The 16954-nt window shown below is 39.3% G+C and carries 14 protein-coding genes; all 14 read right to left on the bottom strand.

Annotation, left to right across the window (positions count from 1 at the left end; translation table 11 throughout):
* Positions 1-107 precede the first annotated feature (107 nt).
* The 14 genes from ffh to QUG14_RS09950 all read right to left on the bottom strand — a co-directional run bounded on the left by ffh (position 108) and on the right by QUG14_RS09950 (position 16939).
* A complete protein-coding gene (ffh, locus tag QUG14_RS09885; RefSeq protein ID WP_289340345.1) occupies positions 108-1460 on the bottom strand; it encodes a signal recognition particle protein in 1353 nt (450 codons plus the stop codon).
* A 12-nt stretch (positions 1461-1472) separates the two neighbouring features.
* Positions 1473-1805: a putative DNA-binding protein gene (locus QUG14_RS09890; RefSeq protein WP_289340346.1), complete on the bottom strand. Its 333-nt coding sequence runs from the start codon at positions 1803-1805 to the stop codon at positions 1473-1475.
* Between the two features lie 86 nt (positions 1806-1891).
* Entirely contained in the window at positions 1892-2881 is a 990-nt protein-coding gene (gene ftsY, locus QUG14_RS09895) for a signal recognition particle-docking protein FtsY (RefSeq protein WP_289340347.1), read from the bottom strand.
* 20 nt (positions 2882-2901) lie between these two features.
* On the bottom strand, positions 2902-6468 hold the full coding sequence (gene smc / locus QUG14_RS09900; RefSeq protein WP_289340349.1) for a chromosome segregation protein SMC: 3567 nt from the start codon (positions 6466-6468) through the stop codon (positions 2902-2904).
* A gap of 57 nt (positions 6469-6525) precedes the next feature.
* Entirely contained in the window at positions 6526-7266 is a 741-nt protein-coding gene (rnc, locus tag QUG14_RS09905) for a ribonuclease III (RefSeq protein WP_289340350.1), read from the bottom strand.
* A 166-nt stretch (positions 7267-7432) separates the two neighbouring features.
* A complete protein-coding gene (acpP, locus tag QUG14_RS09910) occupies positions 7433-7666 on the bottom strand; it encodes an acyl carrier protein (RefSeq protein ID WP_045515275.1) in 234 nt (77 codons plus the stop codon).
* A 158-nt stretch (positions 7667-7824) separates the two neighbouring features.
* Complete coding sequence (gene fabG, locus QUG14_RS09915; protein WP_289340353.1) at positions 7825-8568, bottom strand: 3-oxoacyl-[acyl-carrier-protein] reductase; 744 nt, start codon at positions 8566-8568, stop codon at positions 7825-7827.
* Positions 8565-9512, bottom strand: coding sequence for an ACP S-malonyltransferase (gene fabD / locus QUG14_RS09920; RefSeq protein WP_289340355.1), 948 nt, complete (start codon positions 9510-9512; stop codon positions 8565-8567). Before fabD ends, fabG begins: the two co-directional genes overlap by 4 nt.
* A 15-nt stretch (positions 9513-9527) precedes the next feature.
* A complete protein-coding gene (gene plsX / locus QUG14_RS09925) occupies positions 9528-10532 on the bottom strand; it encodes a phosphate acyltransferase PlsX (protein ID WP_289340356.1) in 1005 nt (334 codons plus the stop codon).
* The gene (fapR, locus tag QUG14_RS09930; protein ID WP_289340357.1) at positions 10529-11113 is read right to left on the bottom strand and encodes a transcription factor FapR; all 585 of its coding nucleotides are present in this window, start codon (positions 11111-11113) and stop codon (positions 10529-10531) included. The genes plsX and fapR overlap by 4 nt, the downstream gene beginning before the upstream one ends.
* A gap of 412 nt (positions 11114-11525) precedes the next feature.
* Positions 11526-13574, bottom strand: coding sequence for an ATP-dependent DNA helicase RecG (recG, locus tag QUG14_RS09935; protein ID WP_289340358.1), 2049 nt, complete (start codon positions 13572-13574; stop codon positions 11526-11528).
* A gap of 1 nt (position 13575) precedes the next feature.
* Positions 13576-14454: an L-serine ammonia-lyase, iron-sulfur-dependent, subunit alpha gene (sdaAA, locus tag QUG14_RS09940; protein ID WP_289340360.1), complete on the bottom strand. Its 879-nt coding sequence runs from the start codon at positions 14452-14454 to the stop codon at positions 13576-13578.
* 37 nt (positions 14455-14491) lie between these two features.
* Positions 14492-15154, bottom strand: coding sequence for an L-serine ammonia-lyase, iron-sulfur-dependent subunit beta (sdaAB, locus tag QUG14_RS09945; protein WP_289340362.1), 663 nt, complete (start codon positions 15152-15154; stop codon positions 14492-14494).
* 102 nt (positions 15155-15256) lie between these two features.
* Entirely contained in the window at positions 15257-16939 is a 1683-nt protein-coding gene (locus QUG14_RS09950) for a DAK2 domain-containing protein (protein ID WP_289340365.1), read from the bottom strand.
* Between the last annotated feature and the right edge of the window lie 15 nt (positions 16940-16954).

Here is a 16954-nt window from a genome sequence, read left to right on the forward strand (position 1 = left end):
TTAAATAAGCACCTCCGAATAGTTTCACACAAGATAGTATATTATCAATTATTAATTCATTTGTAAAGTGTTTTTTCTTTACACTAGTATTGCCAATTTTTTCTTCTTTAAAACGGTTTAAAAGGAAACTTGAAACCGCCTTTTTTCTTACCTTTTTGCTGCATTCCAGTCATTTGTTTCATCATCTTCTTCATGTCTTCAAACTGTTTTAATAGGCGGTTAACCTCAGGAACAGTTCTGCCGCTCCCTTTGGCAATCCGTTTTTTACGGTTTGAATTCAAAATCTCTGGATGTTCTTTTTCTGCTTTTGTCATTGACCTAATGATAGCTTCAACATGCGAAATTTGTTTCTCTTCAATTTGAATATTATTCAAACCTTTAATTTTATTGGCACCCGGCATCATTTTTAACAATTCATCAAGTGGTCCTAAATTACGGACTTGTCCGAGTTGCTCCAAAAAGTCATCGAGTGTAAAAGTCGCCGTCCGCATTTTTTGTTCAAGTTCTTTTGCCTTTTCCTCATCAACATTAGCCTGTGCTTTCTCAATCAGCGTTAGGACGTCACCCATGCCGAGAATCCTAGAGGCCATCCGTTCAGGATGAAAAGGTTCAATTGCATCCATCTTTTCCCCTAGACCGACAAACTTAATTGGCGTCTGGGTTACCGCACGAATAGAAAGTGCAGCTCCGCCTCGTGTGTCTCCATCAAGCTTCGTTAAGACAACTCCTGTCAACCCAAGCTGTTCGTTAAAACTTTGAGCCACATTAACGGCGTCTTGACCAGTCATGGCATCAACAACAAGGAAAATTTCATCTGGTTTCGTAAGCTCTTTAATATCCTTTAGCTCGCCCATAAGGTTTTCATCGACGTGTAAACGTCCAGCAGTATCTATCAGGACATAATCGTGATGCTCTTCTTTTGCTTTCGCAATCGCTTGCTTTGCAATTTCTACTGGGTTTACTTGATCACCAAGAGAAAAAACAGGCATATCTAATTGTTTACCAAGGGTTTCAAGTTGCTTAATCGCAGCAGGACGATAAATATCAGCAGCTACAAGCATAGGCTTACGGTTATATTTTTTCCGGAGCAAGTTGGCAAGTTTTCCTGTTGTGGTCGTTTTACCAGCACCCTGCAGCCCAACCATCATAATAACAGTAGGTGGACGATTAGAAGCAGCAATTTTACTTTGCTCACCGCCCATTAATTCAGTCAATTCCTCATTAACAATTTTAATGATTTGCTGCCCAGGGGTTAAGCTTTTCAGCACTTCTTGTCCAACTGCACGGTCGCTGACTTTTTTCACAAAATCTTTAACGACCTTAAAATTTACATCAGCCTCGAGTAGTGCAAGGCGGACTTCACGCATCATTTCTTTTACATCCGCTTCAGTGACCTTTCCTTTTCCACGGATTTTTTGAATCGTATTCTGCAGTCGGTCGGCTAATCCTTCAAATGCCATTAATGCCGCCTCCTAATCTAATTTCTCAAGCTCGGCAACCACTTCCATCATTGCCTGCTTTGATGGGTGTTCTTCATTTAGCAATTCTTTTATATGCCTTAATAAGTTGCTGCGCTCTTGAAATTTCTGAAATAGTAATAGCTTTTCTTCATACTCCTCAAGCATAGCTTCCGTACGTTTGATGTTGTCATACACAGCCTGCCGGCTTACATCGTACTCTTCTGCGATTTCTCCAAGTGAGTAATCATCTAAATAATAGAGAGACATATAGCTTTGCTGCTTTGGTGTTAACAACGAATAATAGAAATCATAAAGATAATTCATTCGCGTTGTTTTTTCAAGCACGACTATACCTCCCGTTGTTAAGTGAAAAGCCTTTACAAATGTAGTTTACACAGTCGTTCGCAGTCTGTCAAGAAAATATCTTTACATCAATTTACAGCATTATCCACTTGGTCAGCGAATAACCCATAAACATATTGTTCTGCATTAAATTCCTGAAGATCATCCATTTTTTCACCGAGACCAACGTATTTCACAGGTATCTTTAATTCATTCCGAATGGCTAAAACGATTCCGCCCTTTGCCGTTCCATCTAATTTGGAAAGCACAATCCCGCTCACATTTGTTACTTCTTTAAAGGTCTTTGCCTGAATGAGTGCGTTTTGGCCAGTAGTTGCGTCTAAAACAAGCAAGACTTCATGGGGGGCTCCCGGTACCTCTCGCTCAATTACCCGTTTAACTTTTTCAAGTTCTTTCATCAAGTTAACTTTATTCTGTAACCGTCCGGCTGTATCACAAATTAAAATATCTACTTTCCGGGATTTAGCAGCCTTAATCGCGTCAAACATCACAGCTGCTGGGTCTGATCCCTCCGCCTGTTTAATCACATCAACGCCCACTCTTTCTCCCCATACTTCTAACTGCTCGATTGCACCTGCACGGAAGGTGTCTCCTGCCGCTAGTAAGACTGATTTTCCTTCACTTTTGAATTTATGACCGAGTTTACCGATTGTCGTTGTTTTCCCCACACCGTTAACACCGACAAATAAAATAACAGTAAGCCCATCCTCTTGAATATTTAATTTAGACGATTGTTCCTCACCCGCATTATAAATATCAACTAACTTCTCAGAGATTACACTTTGAACTTCCCCGGGATCTTGTATATTTCGACGCTTGACTTCCATCTTCAACTCTTCGATTAGTTTCATGACCGTATCGAAGCCTACATCTGCTTGTATTAAGATTTCTTCTAATTCCTCGAAGAAATCTTCATCCACTTTGCGGTACCTAGCAACAAGGTCATTTACTTTTCCAGAGAAATTGTCTCTCGTTTTCGAAAGACCATCTTTAAATTTCTCCGTTACTGCTTCCGTTTGTTTTGTTATTTTCTCTTTTAATTTTTTAAAAAAACTCACTTTTCTTCACTTCCTATTATTTAAGTTTCAACAAGTTCCTTCGTTTCCTCGAGACGGACTGAAACAAGCTTTGAGACACCTGATTCCTGCATGGTAACACCATATAAAACATCTGCCTCTTCCATCGTGCCTTTTCTATGGGTGATAACAATAAACTGAGTTTCTGCACTAAACCTTTTTAAGTATTGACTAAAACGAAAAACGTTTGCTTCATCTAGAGCTGCCTCAACCTCATCTAGAATGCAAAAAGGAACAGGGCGAACTTTTAAAATGGCAAAAAGAAGTGCAATGGCAGTTAAAGCTCTCTCACCACCGGATAACAATCCTAAATTTTGTAGTTTTTTTCCAGGCGGCTGAGCAACGATTTCTACTCCTGTATTTAATAAATCCTCAGGATTCGTTAGCTTTAAATCTGCTCTTCCGCCACCAAATAACGCTCTGAATACAGGCTCAAAGTGCTCACGAATGCCAGTAAACGTCTGTTCAAAACGTTTTTTCATTTCAATATCCATTTCATCAATTACCTGATAGAGCGTATCCTTCGCCTCTTGAAGGTCATTCTTTTGTTCACTCAAAAACAGATAACGTTCTGAAATTCTTTCATATTCTTCAATTGCTCCAATATTAACACTACCAAGTTCATCAATTGCTAGTTTTATTAACTTTACTTTTTTCCTGGCTTCTTCCAATGGCATTGTAAGTGGATATTGTTCTTTCGCACCCTCAAAGGAAAGTAAATATTCCTCTCTAAGGTGGGCAAGTTTGTTTTCAAGTTCAACGTCTAGACGGTTAATCTTTACTTCTTCATCTTTTAAAACTTCAACCATGCCCTTATGGAGTCTCTTTATCTCTTTTGCTTCAAGTTCAGCATCTTCTAGTGCTGAGTGCATGTGGAGACGCTCCTGCCTCCTTGAAGAAATAAGCGCGATCGTTTCTTCCTTGTCTTGCTGCTTCCGTTTTGCGGCAACTTCCAACTGTTCTTCTCCGGAAGTACTGCCTTCCATCTCAGATGTTAGCAACATTAAATCCTCCGTATAAAGTGCATGCCTTTCTTCACTTTCGGTTAATTCTTTCACGATTAAAGCAAATCGTTCTTTTGTGTTTACAAATTGCTCATTTTTTGCTGCGTATTCAACTTTTAAATCCGTTATTTCTTTTGTTAGCGTTTCTTTTGAGGAGATATCATTTGTTTTTTGTTCTGTAAACTTTGCGATTTGTTTATCAAGAGAAGCAATTTTTAATTTGAAGGAATCCATTGCTTCAAAAAGTTCATTCTTACGTTTTGTTAAGGTTTTCTGTTCTTCTACAAACTGACCTTTTTCGAGATCATACATCGTCAAGCGGTCATTAATATTCTTTGCCTCGAATTCAGCTTCACGAAGGTCTCCCTTTAACGTCTGTTCATCTTGTCTAAGGATTTCCCCAAACTTCCGCATATCCTCAAGCTCTTGTTCTTGTATTTTGACCTCTTGTTTTAATGACTTAACAAGGCTTTCTAAACTTGACGTTTTTTCAGACATTACAATAAGTTTTTCTTTCAACTCTTCAAGTTCGCCTTTTCTTGTCAGTAAAGAGCTTGTCTTTTGTTTCTGTGCCCCACCTGTCATCGACCCGCCAGGATTTACAATATCTCCATCTAAAGTTACCAGTCGACAGCGATACTGAAGAATCTTGGCCAGTTCATTTGCGCCCTTTAAATCTTTCGTAATGACAACATTGCCTAAAAGGTTACTGATGACATCTGCATATTTGGAATCGAAACTGACTAGGTCTACAGCACTCCCTACCAATGAAGGGTGGTTTTGGATTGACGCCCGCTGTGAAGAAGACAACAATCGGCCTTTAATAACGTTTAATGGTAAGAAGGTAGCCCGACCGAATGAATTTTGTTTTAAGAAAGTAATCGCCATCCGGGCATTTTGTTCATTATCAACAACAATATGCTGCAATGCCCCGCCTAATGCTGTTTCAAGTGCTGTTTCGTACTCTTTTGGCACTGTAACTAACTCCGCAACAGCACCCTCAATACCTTGAAGCTTTTTCCCCCTGGCTTTTAATACTTCTTTTACCCCTTGGAAGAAACCTGAATAATCCTCTTCCATTTCCTCAAGCATTTCTTTTCTTGATTTTGCCTGTTGAAGAATTTGATAGGCTTGATATAAAGTTTTTTCTTGCTTTTGATAATTGTTTTTCCCATTTTCAAGCTTACGCTGCTTCTCCCTGAAAGTCGTAACCTGATTGGAAAGATTATTTTGAACTTCTTCTAATGCTGATTGTATTTCCAGCATCCTCTTTTGAGCTTTTTGTCTCTCCTCAATAAATCTTACATTTTCAGAGTCAAGGCGTGAGCTCTTTGCTGCCTGCTGTTCTAGTTGCTGGTCGATATATTTAAGCTCATTTTTCGCTCCAGCTTGATCATTTAGCAGTTCAATATATTCACTTTTTAAGGATTCAATTTTTTCATCAATATTTTCGGTGAATAACGCTAATTTTTCCTGTTTTTCTTTTAGTTGATTTTGAAGAAAATTTACTTGTTGTATCAGTTTATTAACTAGTTCAGACTGTATATCTCTATTGGTTTTTAATTGTGAGATTTTATCGGCAAGTTCAGTTACACTTTTTTCAAGCTGTGCCCGATTCTGCGTTGCATTTTTCTTTCGTTCCTTTAAGACCTCTTTCCTGCCTTCTAATTTTTCCAATTCTTCACTGGCATATAGGAGGACATTTTGCAAATCCGTGATAGATTCATCAAGTGCAGCAATATGATCTCTTGTTTCTTCTATTTTTGCTTCCTTTACCTGCAGTTGAGCAGAAAGTTTTATTTCTTCCTTTTGGTGCTCTTCGAGTTGCCGTGATAAATTTGTCCACTTTTGATGTAAGTCTTCAATATCGTAAACCGTTAAGGCTACTTCAATTTTTTCAAGTTCTTCTTTTTTCTCTAAATAGTCTTTTGCCATTGAAGCCTGAATCTTTAAGGGCTCAACTTGACCTTCAAGTTCGTGAAGGATATCATTTACTCGATTTAAATTATCTTGTGTTTCTAGTAGTTTAACCTCAGCTTTTTTCTTACGATTTTTATATTTTAATACTCCAGCTGCTTCTTCAAATATTGTTCTTCGGTCCTCTGCTTTACTGTTAAGAATTTCTTCTACTTTGCCTTGGCTAATAATCGAGAAAGCCTCTCTGCCAAGGCCCGAGTCCATAAACAAATCTATAATATCTTTAAGTCTGCAAGGCTGTTTATTTATTAAATATTCACTATCCCCCGAACGAGTGACCCTTCTTGTTACACTCACTTCATTGTAATCAATCGCTAATCCTTCGTCTTGATTATCAAGAGTTAAGGTTACTTCCGCATAATTTAACGGCTTTCTCGTATCGCTTCCCGCAAAAATGATATCTTCCATTTTAGAGCCTCTAAGTGATTTAGCAGACTGTTCACCTAAAACCCAGCGAATCGCATCTGTTATATTACTTTTCCCACTTCCGTTTGGACCAACTACCGCAGTGACTCCTTGAACAAAATCCACCCCAATACGATCTGCAAAAGATTTAAAGCCAATGACGTCCAACCGTTTTAAAAACATTTCTTTTCCTCCCTAGAGCTTGGCCGGAATCTTCCTTAGCATTCTTTCGTTGTTTTTCTATGATGTTTTAGCTTTTAGAACCTCCAATGCCATTTGGGCGGCATGCTGTTCTGCTTCTTTTTTCGATTTACCTGTACCGATACCTAATTCTTCACCATTTAATGAAACTCTTGAAACAAATTCTTTACTATGGGCAGGACCTTTTTCAATTAAAACTTTATATTCAATCAAACCGGTCCCATCTCTCTGGATTAACTCTTGAAGTTGGCTCTTATAATCCATCACATGAGAAAAAGCACCCTCATTAATTTTAGGAAAAACTACTTTATCTAGAAATTCAACTACTACTTCAATTCCCTTATCCAAGTAAAGTGCACCAATGAATGCTTCGAATACATCAGCTAGAAGTGCAGGGCGCTCTCTGCCACCTGTCATTTCTTCACCTTTTCCCAACAAGATTAATGTGCCAAAGCTTAGTTCATTGGCCAAGGTTACAAGAGAGGGCTCACAGACGATAGCCGCTCTGAGTTTTGTTAATTCACCTTCACTCATCATTGGATACTTCTGAAACAGGAATTTTGAAACAGTAAGCTCTAGAACCGCGTCTCCTAGAAATTCAAGCCTCTCATTATCCTCATAAGGCTTTCTGCGATGCTCATTCACATAGGATGAATGAGTAAAAGCTTGTTTTAATAGCTTTTCATTTTCAAAATGAATACCGATCTTCGTTTGAAAATCCTTAAATTGATTTTCCTTTGCGCGATTGTTCATTTCTTTTTCTTTACCTTTTCTGCGCATTAAAGTCTCCACCTTGCATATTTTTTACACACATACCTATCAATAGTTTAAGTAAACTTAAATCAAAACGCAAAGAAACTTGGCAGGATTTTTTAAAGGCTGCCAAGTTCTATAATACAGAAAGAAGCTCCGTTTGAAAACGGAGCTTTTGAAGAAATCCAACGAATTAATTCTTGCTATTTATGTAATTAACAGCATCGCCAACTGTGCCGATTTTTTCAGCATCATCGTCAGAAATTTCCATATCAAATTCATCTTCTAATTCCATAACTAGTTCAACTACGTCAAGGGAATCAGCACCAAGATCATCTTTGAATGAAGCTTCAAGTTTAACTTGTGACTCATCTACGCCTAAACGGTCAACGATGATTTTTGTTACACGCTCTAATACCTCTGCCATTCGAATTCACCTCCCCTCAAGCTATTATAAAGTATATCAACAAAATAATACACTTATAAAAAATAATAAATATATCCTTAACTTTGATTAATGTCCAGCTGCAGCGCCTAGGGGCTCTCAGGTCTAAGCCCCTAGGCAAGGCGCTTCCGCTTTTCTAGCTACATTACCATTCCACCATTAACATGAAGCGTTTGCCCTGTAATGTAAGAAGAGTCATCCGACGCCAAGAAAGCTGTCATTTTAGCAATATCCTTTGGCTCCCCAAGACGGGCTAGCGGAATTTGTTTTAGCATTTCAGCTTTTACCTCTTCTGATAATTTATCTGTCATGTCGGTAGTAATAAATCCTGGTGCAATGGCATTAACGGTGATATTGCGCGAAGCAAGCTCTTTTGCGGTCGTTTTTGTTAACCCAATAACGCCCGATTTGGCTGCTACATAGTTTGCTTGACCAGGATTTCCACTTACCCCAACGACGGATGTGATGTTAATAATACGGCCAACACGCTGTTTCATCATTTGACGGGTTACCGCTTTTGTGGAAAGAAAAACACCCTTAAGATTAATGTTAATGACATCATCCCATTCGTCTTCTTTCATTCGCATTAATAAATTGTCTTTCGTTATACCCGCATTATTAACAAGTATATCCAATTTACCAAATCGATCCACCGTTTCTTTCACCATAGCAGCTACTTCTTCGCTACTGGATACATCGCATTTTATCGCAAATGCTTCTTTGCCAATGGCTTTTATTTCATCTACCACTTCATTAGCTTTACCTTCACTACCTGCATAATTCACTGCGACATTTGCACCTTGTCTTGCAAGTTCAAGGGCAATCTCTCTGCCGATCCCTCTTGATGCACCGGTTACTAAGGCAATTTTACCTTCTAAAGTCATAGGTTTTCCTCCTTCAATGCCTCGATTACAGATTGACAACTTTCCTCATCAGAAACCGAATAAGTTTTCACACTACGGTTGATTTTTTTTATTAACCCAGAAAGTACCTTCCCAGGACCTATTTCAATAAATGTATCAACACCTAAATCAATCATTTTCACAACAGAATCTTCCCACAAAACAGGTGAATACAGCTGTTCAATTAAATTTTCCTTTATTTCCTCTGCTGCAGTCATTGGATTTGCTGACACATTGGCGATGACCGGAACAACAGCATCCTTCATATCAAGTTCATCCAAAACTCCACGTAATTCACTTGCTGCAGGTTTCATTAATGATGAATGGAACGGTCCGCTGACTTCCAAAGGAATCGCTCTTTTAGCGCCAGCTTCTTTCGCTTTTACCCCAGCAATCTCTACACCTTTTTTAGATCCCGAGATAACAATTTGACCAGGACAATTTAAATTCGCTAAGGAAACCGGAAAACCTGAGTCACTAACCTCATCTGTTACTTGGGCAAGAGGTTCACGATCAAGCCCTAAAATGGCTGCCATTGAACCTTCACCATTCGGTACGGCACCCTCCATAAATTCGCCTCTTTTTCTAACAGCATAGACACCGTCTTCAAAGGTTAACGAACCTGCTGCTACAAGGGCGGTATATTCACCTAGACTATGTCCAGCAACATAATCAGGTTTGATTGCGGATTTTCGGAATCTTTCTAGAATTGCCAAACTAGTCGTTAATAAGGCTGGCTGCGTATTTACAGTTTTGGTCAATTCTTCTTGCGGTCCCTCAAATATAAGGTTACTTAATTCAGCCGAAAGTGTTTCGTCTGCTTTTTTAAAATATTGCATTACCTCAGGATACTGCTCAGCAAGCTGCTTACCCATACCAACTGTCTGTGAGCCCTGCCCTGGAAATACGAACGCTATCTTTCCCATTTTTCGCACCCCGTTTTACACTTCTATTTTAGATATTTTCTCTTCTTCGACGGTCTTTTGAATAAGCCCGACGACATCACTTCCGACCATTTCTCTTGTTTGGCGAATGGCACTAAAGATTGCTTGTCCGTTTGAGGAGCCATGTGCTTTGATAACCGGCGCTTTTAAACCAAAAAGACCTGCTCCGCCATACTCTGAATAGTCTAATGTGTTTTTTAATGTTTTAAATTCTGGTTTTAATACCGCGGCCGCAAGTTTACTTTTTAGACTGCTCATTAACGTTGCTTTTAACATTTTAAACATTGCTAGTGCTGTACCCTCAACGGTTTTTAATACCATATTACCAGTGAATCCATCCGTAACCACTACATCTGCAACGCCATCAAGCAGGTCCCTGGCCTCAACATTTCCAACAAAATTAATATTTGCATTTTTTAAAAGATCAAATGCCTGTTTTGTTAGGTCATTCCCTTTCTTTTCTTCCGTTCCGATATTTAGAAGACCCACTCGAGGTTTAGTTGTTCCTCGGACTTTTTCACTATAGATAGAACCCATGATTGCATATTGCAGCAGATGCTCAGGCTTGGCATCCACATTTGCCCCAACATCCAATAGAAGAAAACCTTCTCCTCCAATTGTAGGTAATGTAGGTGAAAGCGCAGGGCGGTCTATCCCTTCAATCCTGCCTACAACAAACAATCCTGCAGCCATTAATGCACCTGTATTACCGGCTGAAATACACGCGTCAGCATTTCCATCAACTACTTGTTGTGCGGCTAGTACCATAGAGGCCGTTTTTTTTCGACGAACTGCCCTTACTGGCTCGTCGGTACCAAGGATCACCTCGGTTGTATGTAAAATGCTAATCCGTTCGGTATTTGTTAAGTATTCATTAATTTTTGTTTCATCCCCTACGAGGGTTATATGTATATCTGAAAAAGCCTTTACAGCTTTCATTGCACCGATTACTATTTCTTTAGGAGCATGATCGCCACCCATTGCATCGATAGCTAACTTCATCTTTTCTCATCCTTTAATGATTTTTCTGAACGGTACATTTCGAATTCGCCTTTAAAAACAAGTTCGTTATTGACATAGCTTTTTACTTCAACAATGGTTCTGCCAAGACCATCATCTATTTTTATCACTTTTGCCTTAGCTACCACACGTTCACCTTGTTTTACTGAACGCTTAAATTGAATATTTGCCTTTGCTGTTAATGCTAACTCGTCATTTATTACCGCTACTGCTAGTGAATTTGCTTGTGCAAAAACATGGTGTCCACGAGCAATCTTATTCCGAACAAAAACGTGCTCTTCTCTAACATCAAAGATTGATATGGCGCTTTGATCTAATTCCATATCAATAATCTCTCCAATGACTTCTTCTATAGGGAGGGATCGAACTTCATCTACAAATTTTTTCTCAGCAACATATTTTATCCTTTCCCGTAACTCAGGTATGGATAGTTCCAAACGATCAAGGCGTATAGTCTGAACGCTTACGTGAAATTTTTCAGCAAGGTCTTCATCCGTAATAAATGGATTTTCCTTAATCGTTTCTGTTAGCATTTGCTGTCGTTCTTTTTTTGTTCTTCTCATCATCACACCGTCCGAGCTATTATGACTAGGTACTAATAGTAGTATAAAATTAGAAAAAGCAGATTGCAAGAATTAGTTTTTATTCTTGTAATCTGCCCTTAAGTCTTATTATTAATAGCCAGTTGATTTGTGCTCCACTAAGTAAAGCTTCTTTGAATAATCACCGCAGTGACAAGCGGTCTCTGCCTGTCACGAGGCGCTTCGCTTTCCGCAGGCGGTTCGGGGAAGCCTCCTCGGCGCTAAGAGATAAGCGGGGTCTCCCCTGTCCCGTCCTCCTGCAGGACATTGATTTACATTCTCGAATCTGCCCACGCACGAAGAAAATGCGTGCATTTTCGAGGAGTCTTGCGCCTTCCGCACAAATCAACTTAGTTTAGTTATAAATCAACAATAACCTTTCACACAGCCAAAATTAATCTAGTTTTTCTCCTTCTAAAATGCCTGAGTTATCGAGTTGTTTTCTTAGGTATTCGTACTCTTTATCATTCCAAAAGGTTTTTGACTGTATCATAAGTGCGGCGTCGTTTCTTGCTGTTTCGAGTGTACGGTAATCATGTACCATGTCTGCAAGCTTAAATTCTGGAACACCACTTTGTTTTTTTCCAAAAAAGTCACCTGGACCCCGTAACTCAAGGTCCTTTTCACTTAAAACGAACCCATCCGTTGTTTCGGTCATAATTCTCATTCTTTCCTGACCTACTTCGGACTTTGGATCTGCTAACAAGATACAATAAGATTGGTCACTGCCTCTCCCTACCCGCCCACGGAGCTGATGGAGTTGTGACAGTCCAAATCTTTCGGCATCATAAATAACCATCATGGTTGCATTCGGAACATTGACTCCCACTTCTACTACTGTTGTTGACACCAACACTTGGACCTCATTAACACTAAATTCCTTCATAATGGTATCTTTCTCTTCTGAACTTAACCGCCCATGCATGAGTCCAACCTTATACCGATTATGAAAGTGGTGAGTTAGCGTAGTATGAACGTCTATAGCATTTTGGACATCTATTTTATCTGATTCTTCAATTAATGGGCAAATGACATAAGCTTGATGCCCCTTTACCAGTTCCTTTTCTACAAAGGAAAGGACTCTTCCTAACATATCTGGTTTTGCCCAATAGGTTTCTATCGCTTTTCGCCCCGCCGGCATTTCGTCAATAACAGAAACATCCATCTCGCCAAATACAGTTATCGCAAGTGTTCTAGGTATTGGTGTTGCTGTCATAAATAGAACATCAGGATTCTCTCCTTTTTCCCTTAACACTCTTCGCTGTTCAACGCCAAATCGATGCTGTTCATCGGTAATAACAAATCCTAGTTTCTTAAACGTTACCTCATCTTGAATCAGGGCATGTGTACCGATTAAAATATCTACTTGTCCTTCTCCTAAGTTTTGAAGAATTTCCCTTCTTCGTTTTCCTTTGACTGAACTAGTTAATAATTCACATCTTAGTCCAAAAGGTTCTAATAACCCCTTGAGAGATTCCGCATGCTGTTCTGCTAGAATTTCCGTTGGAACCATTAACGCCCCTTGGTAACCTGCTGTATAACTAGCATATAATCCAATCGCTGCTACCACTGTTTTTCCTGAACCAACATCACCCTGCAAGAGGCGATTCATTCTTAGTGGTGATTTTAAGTCATTTAATATCTCATTTACCACACGGATCTGTGCATTCGTCAAAGGAAAAGGCAAAGATTGAATGAATTCATTTACCTTTGTTTCGAGATAGTTTTGTTCAATTCCAGGGGAATGCTCTCTTTCAAATTTCCTTAACGCCTGCATTTTCAACTGAAATTGTAGAAATTCTTCATAAACTAAACGGCGTCTGGCCTGTTTTACGTCTTCTTGGTTAACCGGAAAATGCATCGCCCTCATAGCTTCAGTACGATTTACCAAACGATACTTTTTCACCAGTGATAACGGTAGACTTTCTTCAATATATTGTCCGAATTGTTGAAAGGCAATCGAAATGAATTTTCGCATTCCTTTTGTCGTTATTTTTCCTTTCAACGAATAGACAGGCTCAAAATCTTGAATTTTAGCATTTTGTCCGACCTGCATTTCATTACCAGTAATGGTTTGCCGGTGGGCATCCCATTTGCCTGTAACCGTAATTGTTTCATTCATGACCATCTTACTTTTTAAATATGGCTGGTTAAAGAAGACAACTTTAATAAGGTACTGCCCCACGAACATTCGAATCATTAACTTCGATTTCTTCCGGCCAAAATATGTAAGAGAAGGCTCACTATGAACCTTCCCTTCAACTGTAATTTTCTCTTCATGCTGTACTTCTGTGAGTTCACGTAAACGGTAATCTTCATAACGATATGGAAAATACTCTAATAAATCTTCAATCGTAAAAATTTTCATTTCTGCTAAACTCTCAGCTGTTTCTTCCCCAATACCCTTTATTACGGTAACTGATTGTTTAAGATATTGATTCACTTTATACGCGCGGTATACCGAAGATCTTCGCTTCGAGTTCACGACCTGTCGGAGTTGCCGCCAACCCTCCCTGTGCTGTTTCTTTTAAAGCCGTTGGCATGGTTTGACCAATTTTATACATGGCGTCAATGACTTCGTCACACGGAATCCTGCTGGTAATGCCCGCTAATGCCATATCCGCCGCAACCATCGCATTTGCGGCACCCATTGCATTTCTTTTTACACAAGGGACTTCCACTAAACCAGCAACAGGATCACATACAAGTCCAAGCATATTTTTTAGTGTAATCGCCATTGCTTGGGCACATTGCTCAGGTGAACCACCTGCCAATTCAACAATTGCTGCCGCTGCCATTCCAGAGGCAGATCCAACCTCTGCCTGACATCCACCAGCTGCACCTGAGATAGAAGCATTGTTAGCAACTACAAAACCAAAAGCTCCTGCTGTAAAAAGAAATGCCACCATTTCCTCTCTAGTAGGATTCAGTTTTTCCTTCACTGCGAATAATGTTCCAGGGACAACTCCAGCTGAACCTGCAGTCGGAGTAGCACAAATCGTTCCCATTGCTGCATTGACTTCATTCGTCGCTACGGCTTTGCTAACTGCATCAAGGATCGTTTTACCGGATAAGAAATTGCCTTTTTCAATATATTTTTGCATAAGAACTGCATCCCCGCCGGTCAAACCAGAATGGGACTTTACTCCTTTAATCCCCCGCTCAACCGCTTCTTCCATGACTCTTAAATTACGATCCATAAAGGCCATTACTTCTTCACGCGTACGTCCGGTAACTTCCATTTCTTGCTCGATCATAATTTCGGAGATTTTTTTATTTTTACTCATTGCAAGCTCTACTAACTCAGCCACATTACGAAACAATTGCCTTCCCCCTTGTTGTTTTATTGTATATGTCTTGCTAGTCTACTATCTTGGTTACTTTCAAGATATTTGATAATTGTTCAAGTTCTTGAAGGATTTTATCTTCGATGTTTTGGTCAACTTCAATGGTCATTAGTGCAAGCTTTCCTTTTTCTTTTCTTGAAACTTCCATATGACCAATATTGATTTCGTATTTTGCTAATACATTTGATACGCTTGCAATTGCACCAAAACGATCATTATGGACAACTAATATTGCTGGATGGTTTCCTGATAATTTCAATTCAAAACCATTTAGCTCCGTAACTTCAATTTTCCCGCCGCCAATTGAAATTCCAACTAACTCTAATTCACCTTTATCATCGCCAATAATCACTCTGGCTGTATTAGGATGATCTGTTATGGCCTCTTCTTCTATAAATCGGAGTTTAATCCCCCGTTCCTTCGCAATATCTATTGCATTTATTATCCTAACATCATCGGTATCAAAATCTAACAAACCACCAACGATCGCTACATCAGTACCATGCCCTTTATACGTTTTAGCAAATGATCCGTATAAAGAAATATTTGCCCATTTTGGTTCCCTGCCGAATAAGCTTCTGGCAACTCTTCCAATTCTGGCTGCCCCAGCCGTATGCGAACTAGAAGGGCCAATCATTACAGGTCCAATTATGTCAAACACGCTTCTGTACTTCATTATTCTTCTCCCCCTAGGACAAATATCTCATTTGTTTATCCATCTATATTTATAACACAGAAAAAAGAAAATAGAAGGGATTTTCCCCTTCTATTTTATCACTTATTCAATTGCAAAGATAAAAGAATATAATGGTTGTTTTCCGTTATGAAGCTCAACTTCGACATCCTCAAAATGCTCCTCAACATACGCTACAAGCGAATTGACCTCATCCTCAGTGACGTCTTCACCATAAATGATGGTTAAAATTTCCGAATCCTCATCCACCATCTGAGAAAGCAAATCTTCCGCAACTTTCCCTTTATCCTTGTTTTTCACAACAATTTTGCCTTCAGCAATTCCCATGAAATCATCTTTCTCAATTTCTAAACCATCAATCTGGGTATCGCGAACAGCAAATGTAATTTGACCCGTCTTAACATGCTGCATGGCATCCGTCATTTGTGCTTCATTTGTCTTAACATCTCCAGCTGGATTAAATGCTAAAAGCGCAGATAGTCCTTGCGGAACTGTTTTAGACGGAATGACATAGATTTCTTCATCTGATACATCAGCCGCTTGCTGTGCAGCCATAATGATATTTTTATTATTCGGCAGAATAAATACTTTTTTAGCATTCACTTCTTTTACGGCTTTAACAATATCCTCTGTACTTGGATTCATTGTTTGACCGCCTTCAATTACCGCATGTGCTCCGATACTTTTGAACAATTCCGCGATTCCAGAACCCATTGATACAGTAACAATACCGTACTCTTGCTGTACTTTTGGAACTTGATGTTTATCGGAAACTAAAGGTGTTAGAGTTTCTCCAACTATATTAGAATGCTGCTGTCTCATGTTTTCAATTTTAATATTGATTAAGCTTCCGTACTTCTGTCCATAGCTTAAGCAATCCCCAGGTTGTTCAGAATGTATATGTACCTTTACAACCTCATCATCCGCGATAACGAGCAGGGAATCTCCAAGCTTGCTTAGATCATTTCGATAAACCTGTTCATTGAAAGGGTTTTTGGCTAATTTTTCCTCTTCAAACTTGACCATAAATTCCGTACAATAGCCAAATTCAATGTCCTCAGTATTCATAAACCCTTGAACACTTTTATGATGTTCTGCACTAACCATTTCATCCATTGAAGGATAGCTTTGAGGAGAATCTGGCAGCTTTTCACCTTTTAATTCAGCAAGAAATCCTTCGTAAACAAAGACAAGCCCCTGTCCCCCGCTATCCACTACTCCAACTTCCTTTAGAACAGGGAGCAGGTCAGGTGTACGCTTAAGCGAAGCTCTTGCTTCTATTAAAACTTCTTCCATAATCTCGATAATATCATTCGATTTTTGGGACGCCTGAACACCTCTTTTAGCGGAATCCTTTGCAACGGTTAAAATTGTTCCTTCGACAGGCTTCATAACCGCTTTATATGCTGTCTCAACACCGGAATCCAAAGCCGCAGCGAATTCTTTTCCAGAGATTGTAGCCTTTGCTTCAATTGCTTTTGAAAATCCACGAAATAATTGGGAAAGAATTACACCAGAGTTTCCACGTGCACCCATAAGCAAACCCTTTGATAGGGCCACTCCTACTTTACCAATATGTTCCTGAACATTATTTTTTACTTCCTTAGCCCCTGAGGTCATTGATAAATTCATATTTGTTCCAGTATCACCATCGGGCACAGGAAAAACGTTTAACGCATCAACCATTTTTGCGTTTGCTCCTAAATGATTCGCACCTTGAATCACCATTTCTGCAAAACGTTTCCCATCTAAAGCTGTTATTGACACAAACTTTCCTCCTCA

Source organism: Neobacillus sp. CF12 (assembly GCF_030348765.1).
Lineage (GTDB): Bacteria > Bacillota > Bacilli > Bacillales > Cytobacillaceae > Neobacillus.

What these genes read in the sequence shown, in the direction of transcription:
- fapR (WP_289340357.1), bottom strand. Translation starts at nt 11,113, where the DNA reads ATGAGAAGAACAAAAAAAGAACGACAGCAAATGCTAACAGAAACGATT.
- acpP (WP_045515275.1), bottom strand. Translation starts at nt 7,666, where the DNA reads ATGGCAGAGGTATTAGAGCGTGTAACAAAAATCATCGTTGACCGTTTA.
- ffh (WP_289340345.1), bottom strand. Translation starts at nt 1,460, where the DNA reads ATGGCATTTGAAGGATTAGCCGACCGACTGCAGAATACGATTCAAAAA.
- fabD (WP_289340355.1), bottom strand. Translation starts at nt 9,512, where the DNA reads ATGGGAAAGATAGCGTTCGTATTTCCAGGGCAGGGCTCACAGACAGTT.
- sdaAB (WP_289340362.1), bottom strand. Translation starts at nt 15,154, where the DNA reads ATGAAGTACAGAAGCGTGTTTGACATAATTGGACCTGTAATGATTGGC.
- smc (WP_289340349.1), bottom strand. Translation starts at nt 6,468, where the DNA reads ATGTTTTTAAAACGGTTGGACGTCATTGGCTTTAAATCTTTTGCAGAT.
- rnc (WP_289340350.1), bottom strand. Translation starts at nt 7,266, where the DNA reads ATGCGCAGAAAAGGTAAAGAAAAAGAAATGAACAATCGCGCAAAGGAA.
- plsX (WP_289340356.1), bottom strand. Translation starts at nt 10,532, where the DNA reads ATGAAGTTAGCTATCGATGCAATGGGTGGCGATCATGCTCCTAAAGAA.
- fabG (WP_289340353.1), bottom strand. Translation starts at nt 8,568, where the DNA reads ATGACTTTAGAAGGTAAAATTGCCTTAGTAACCGGTGCATCAAGAGGG.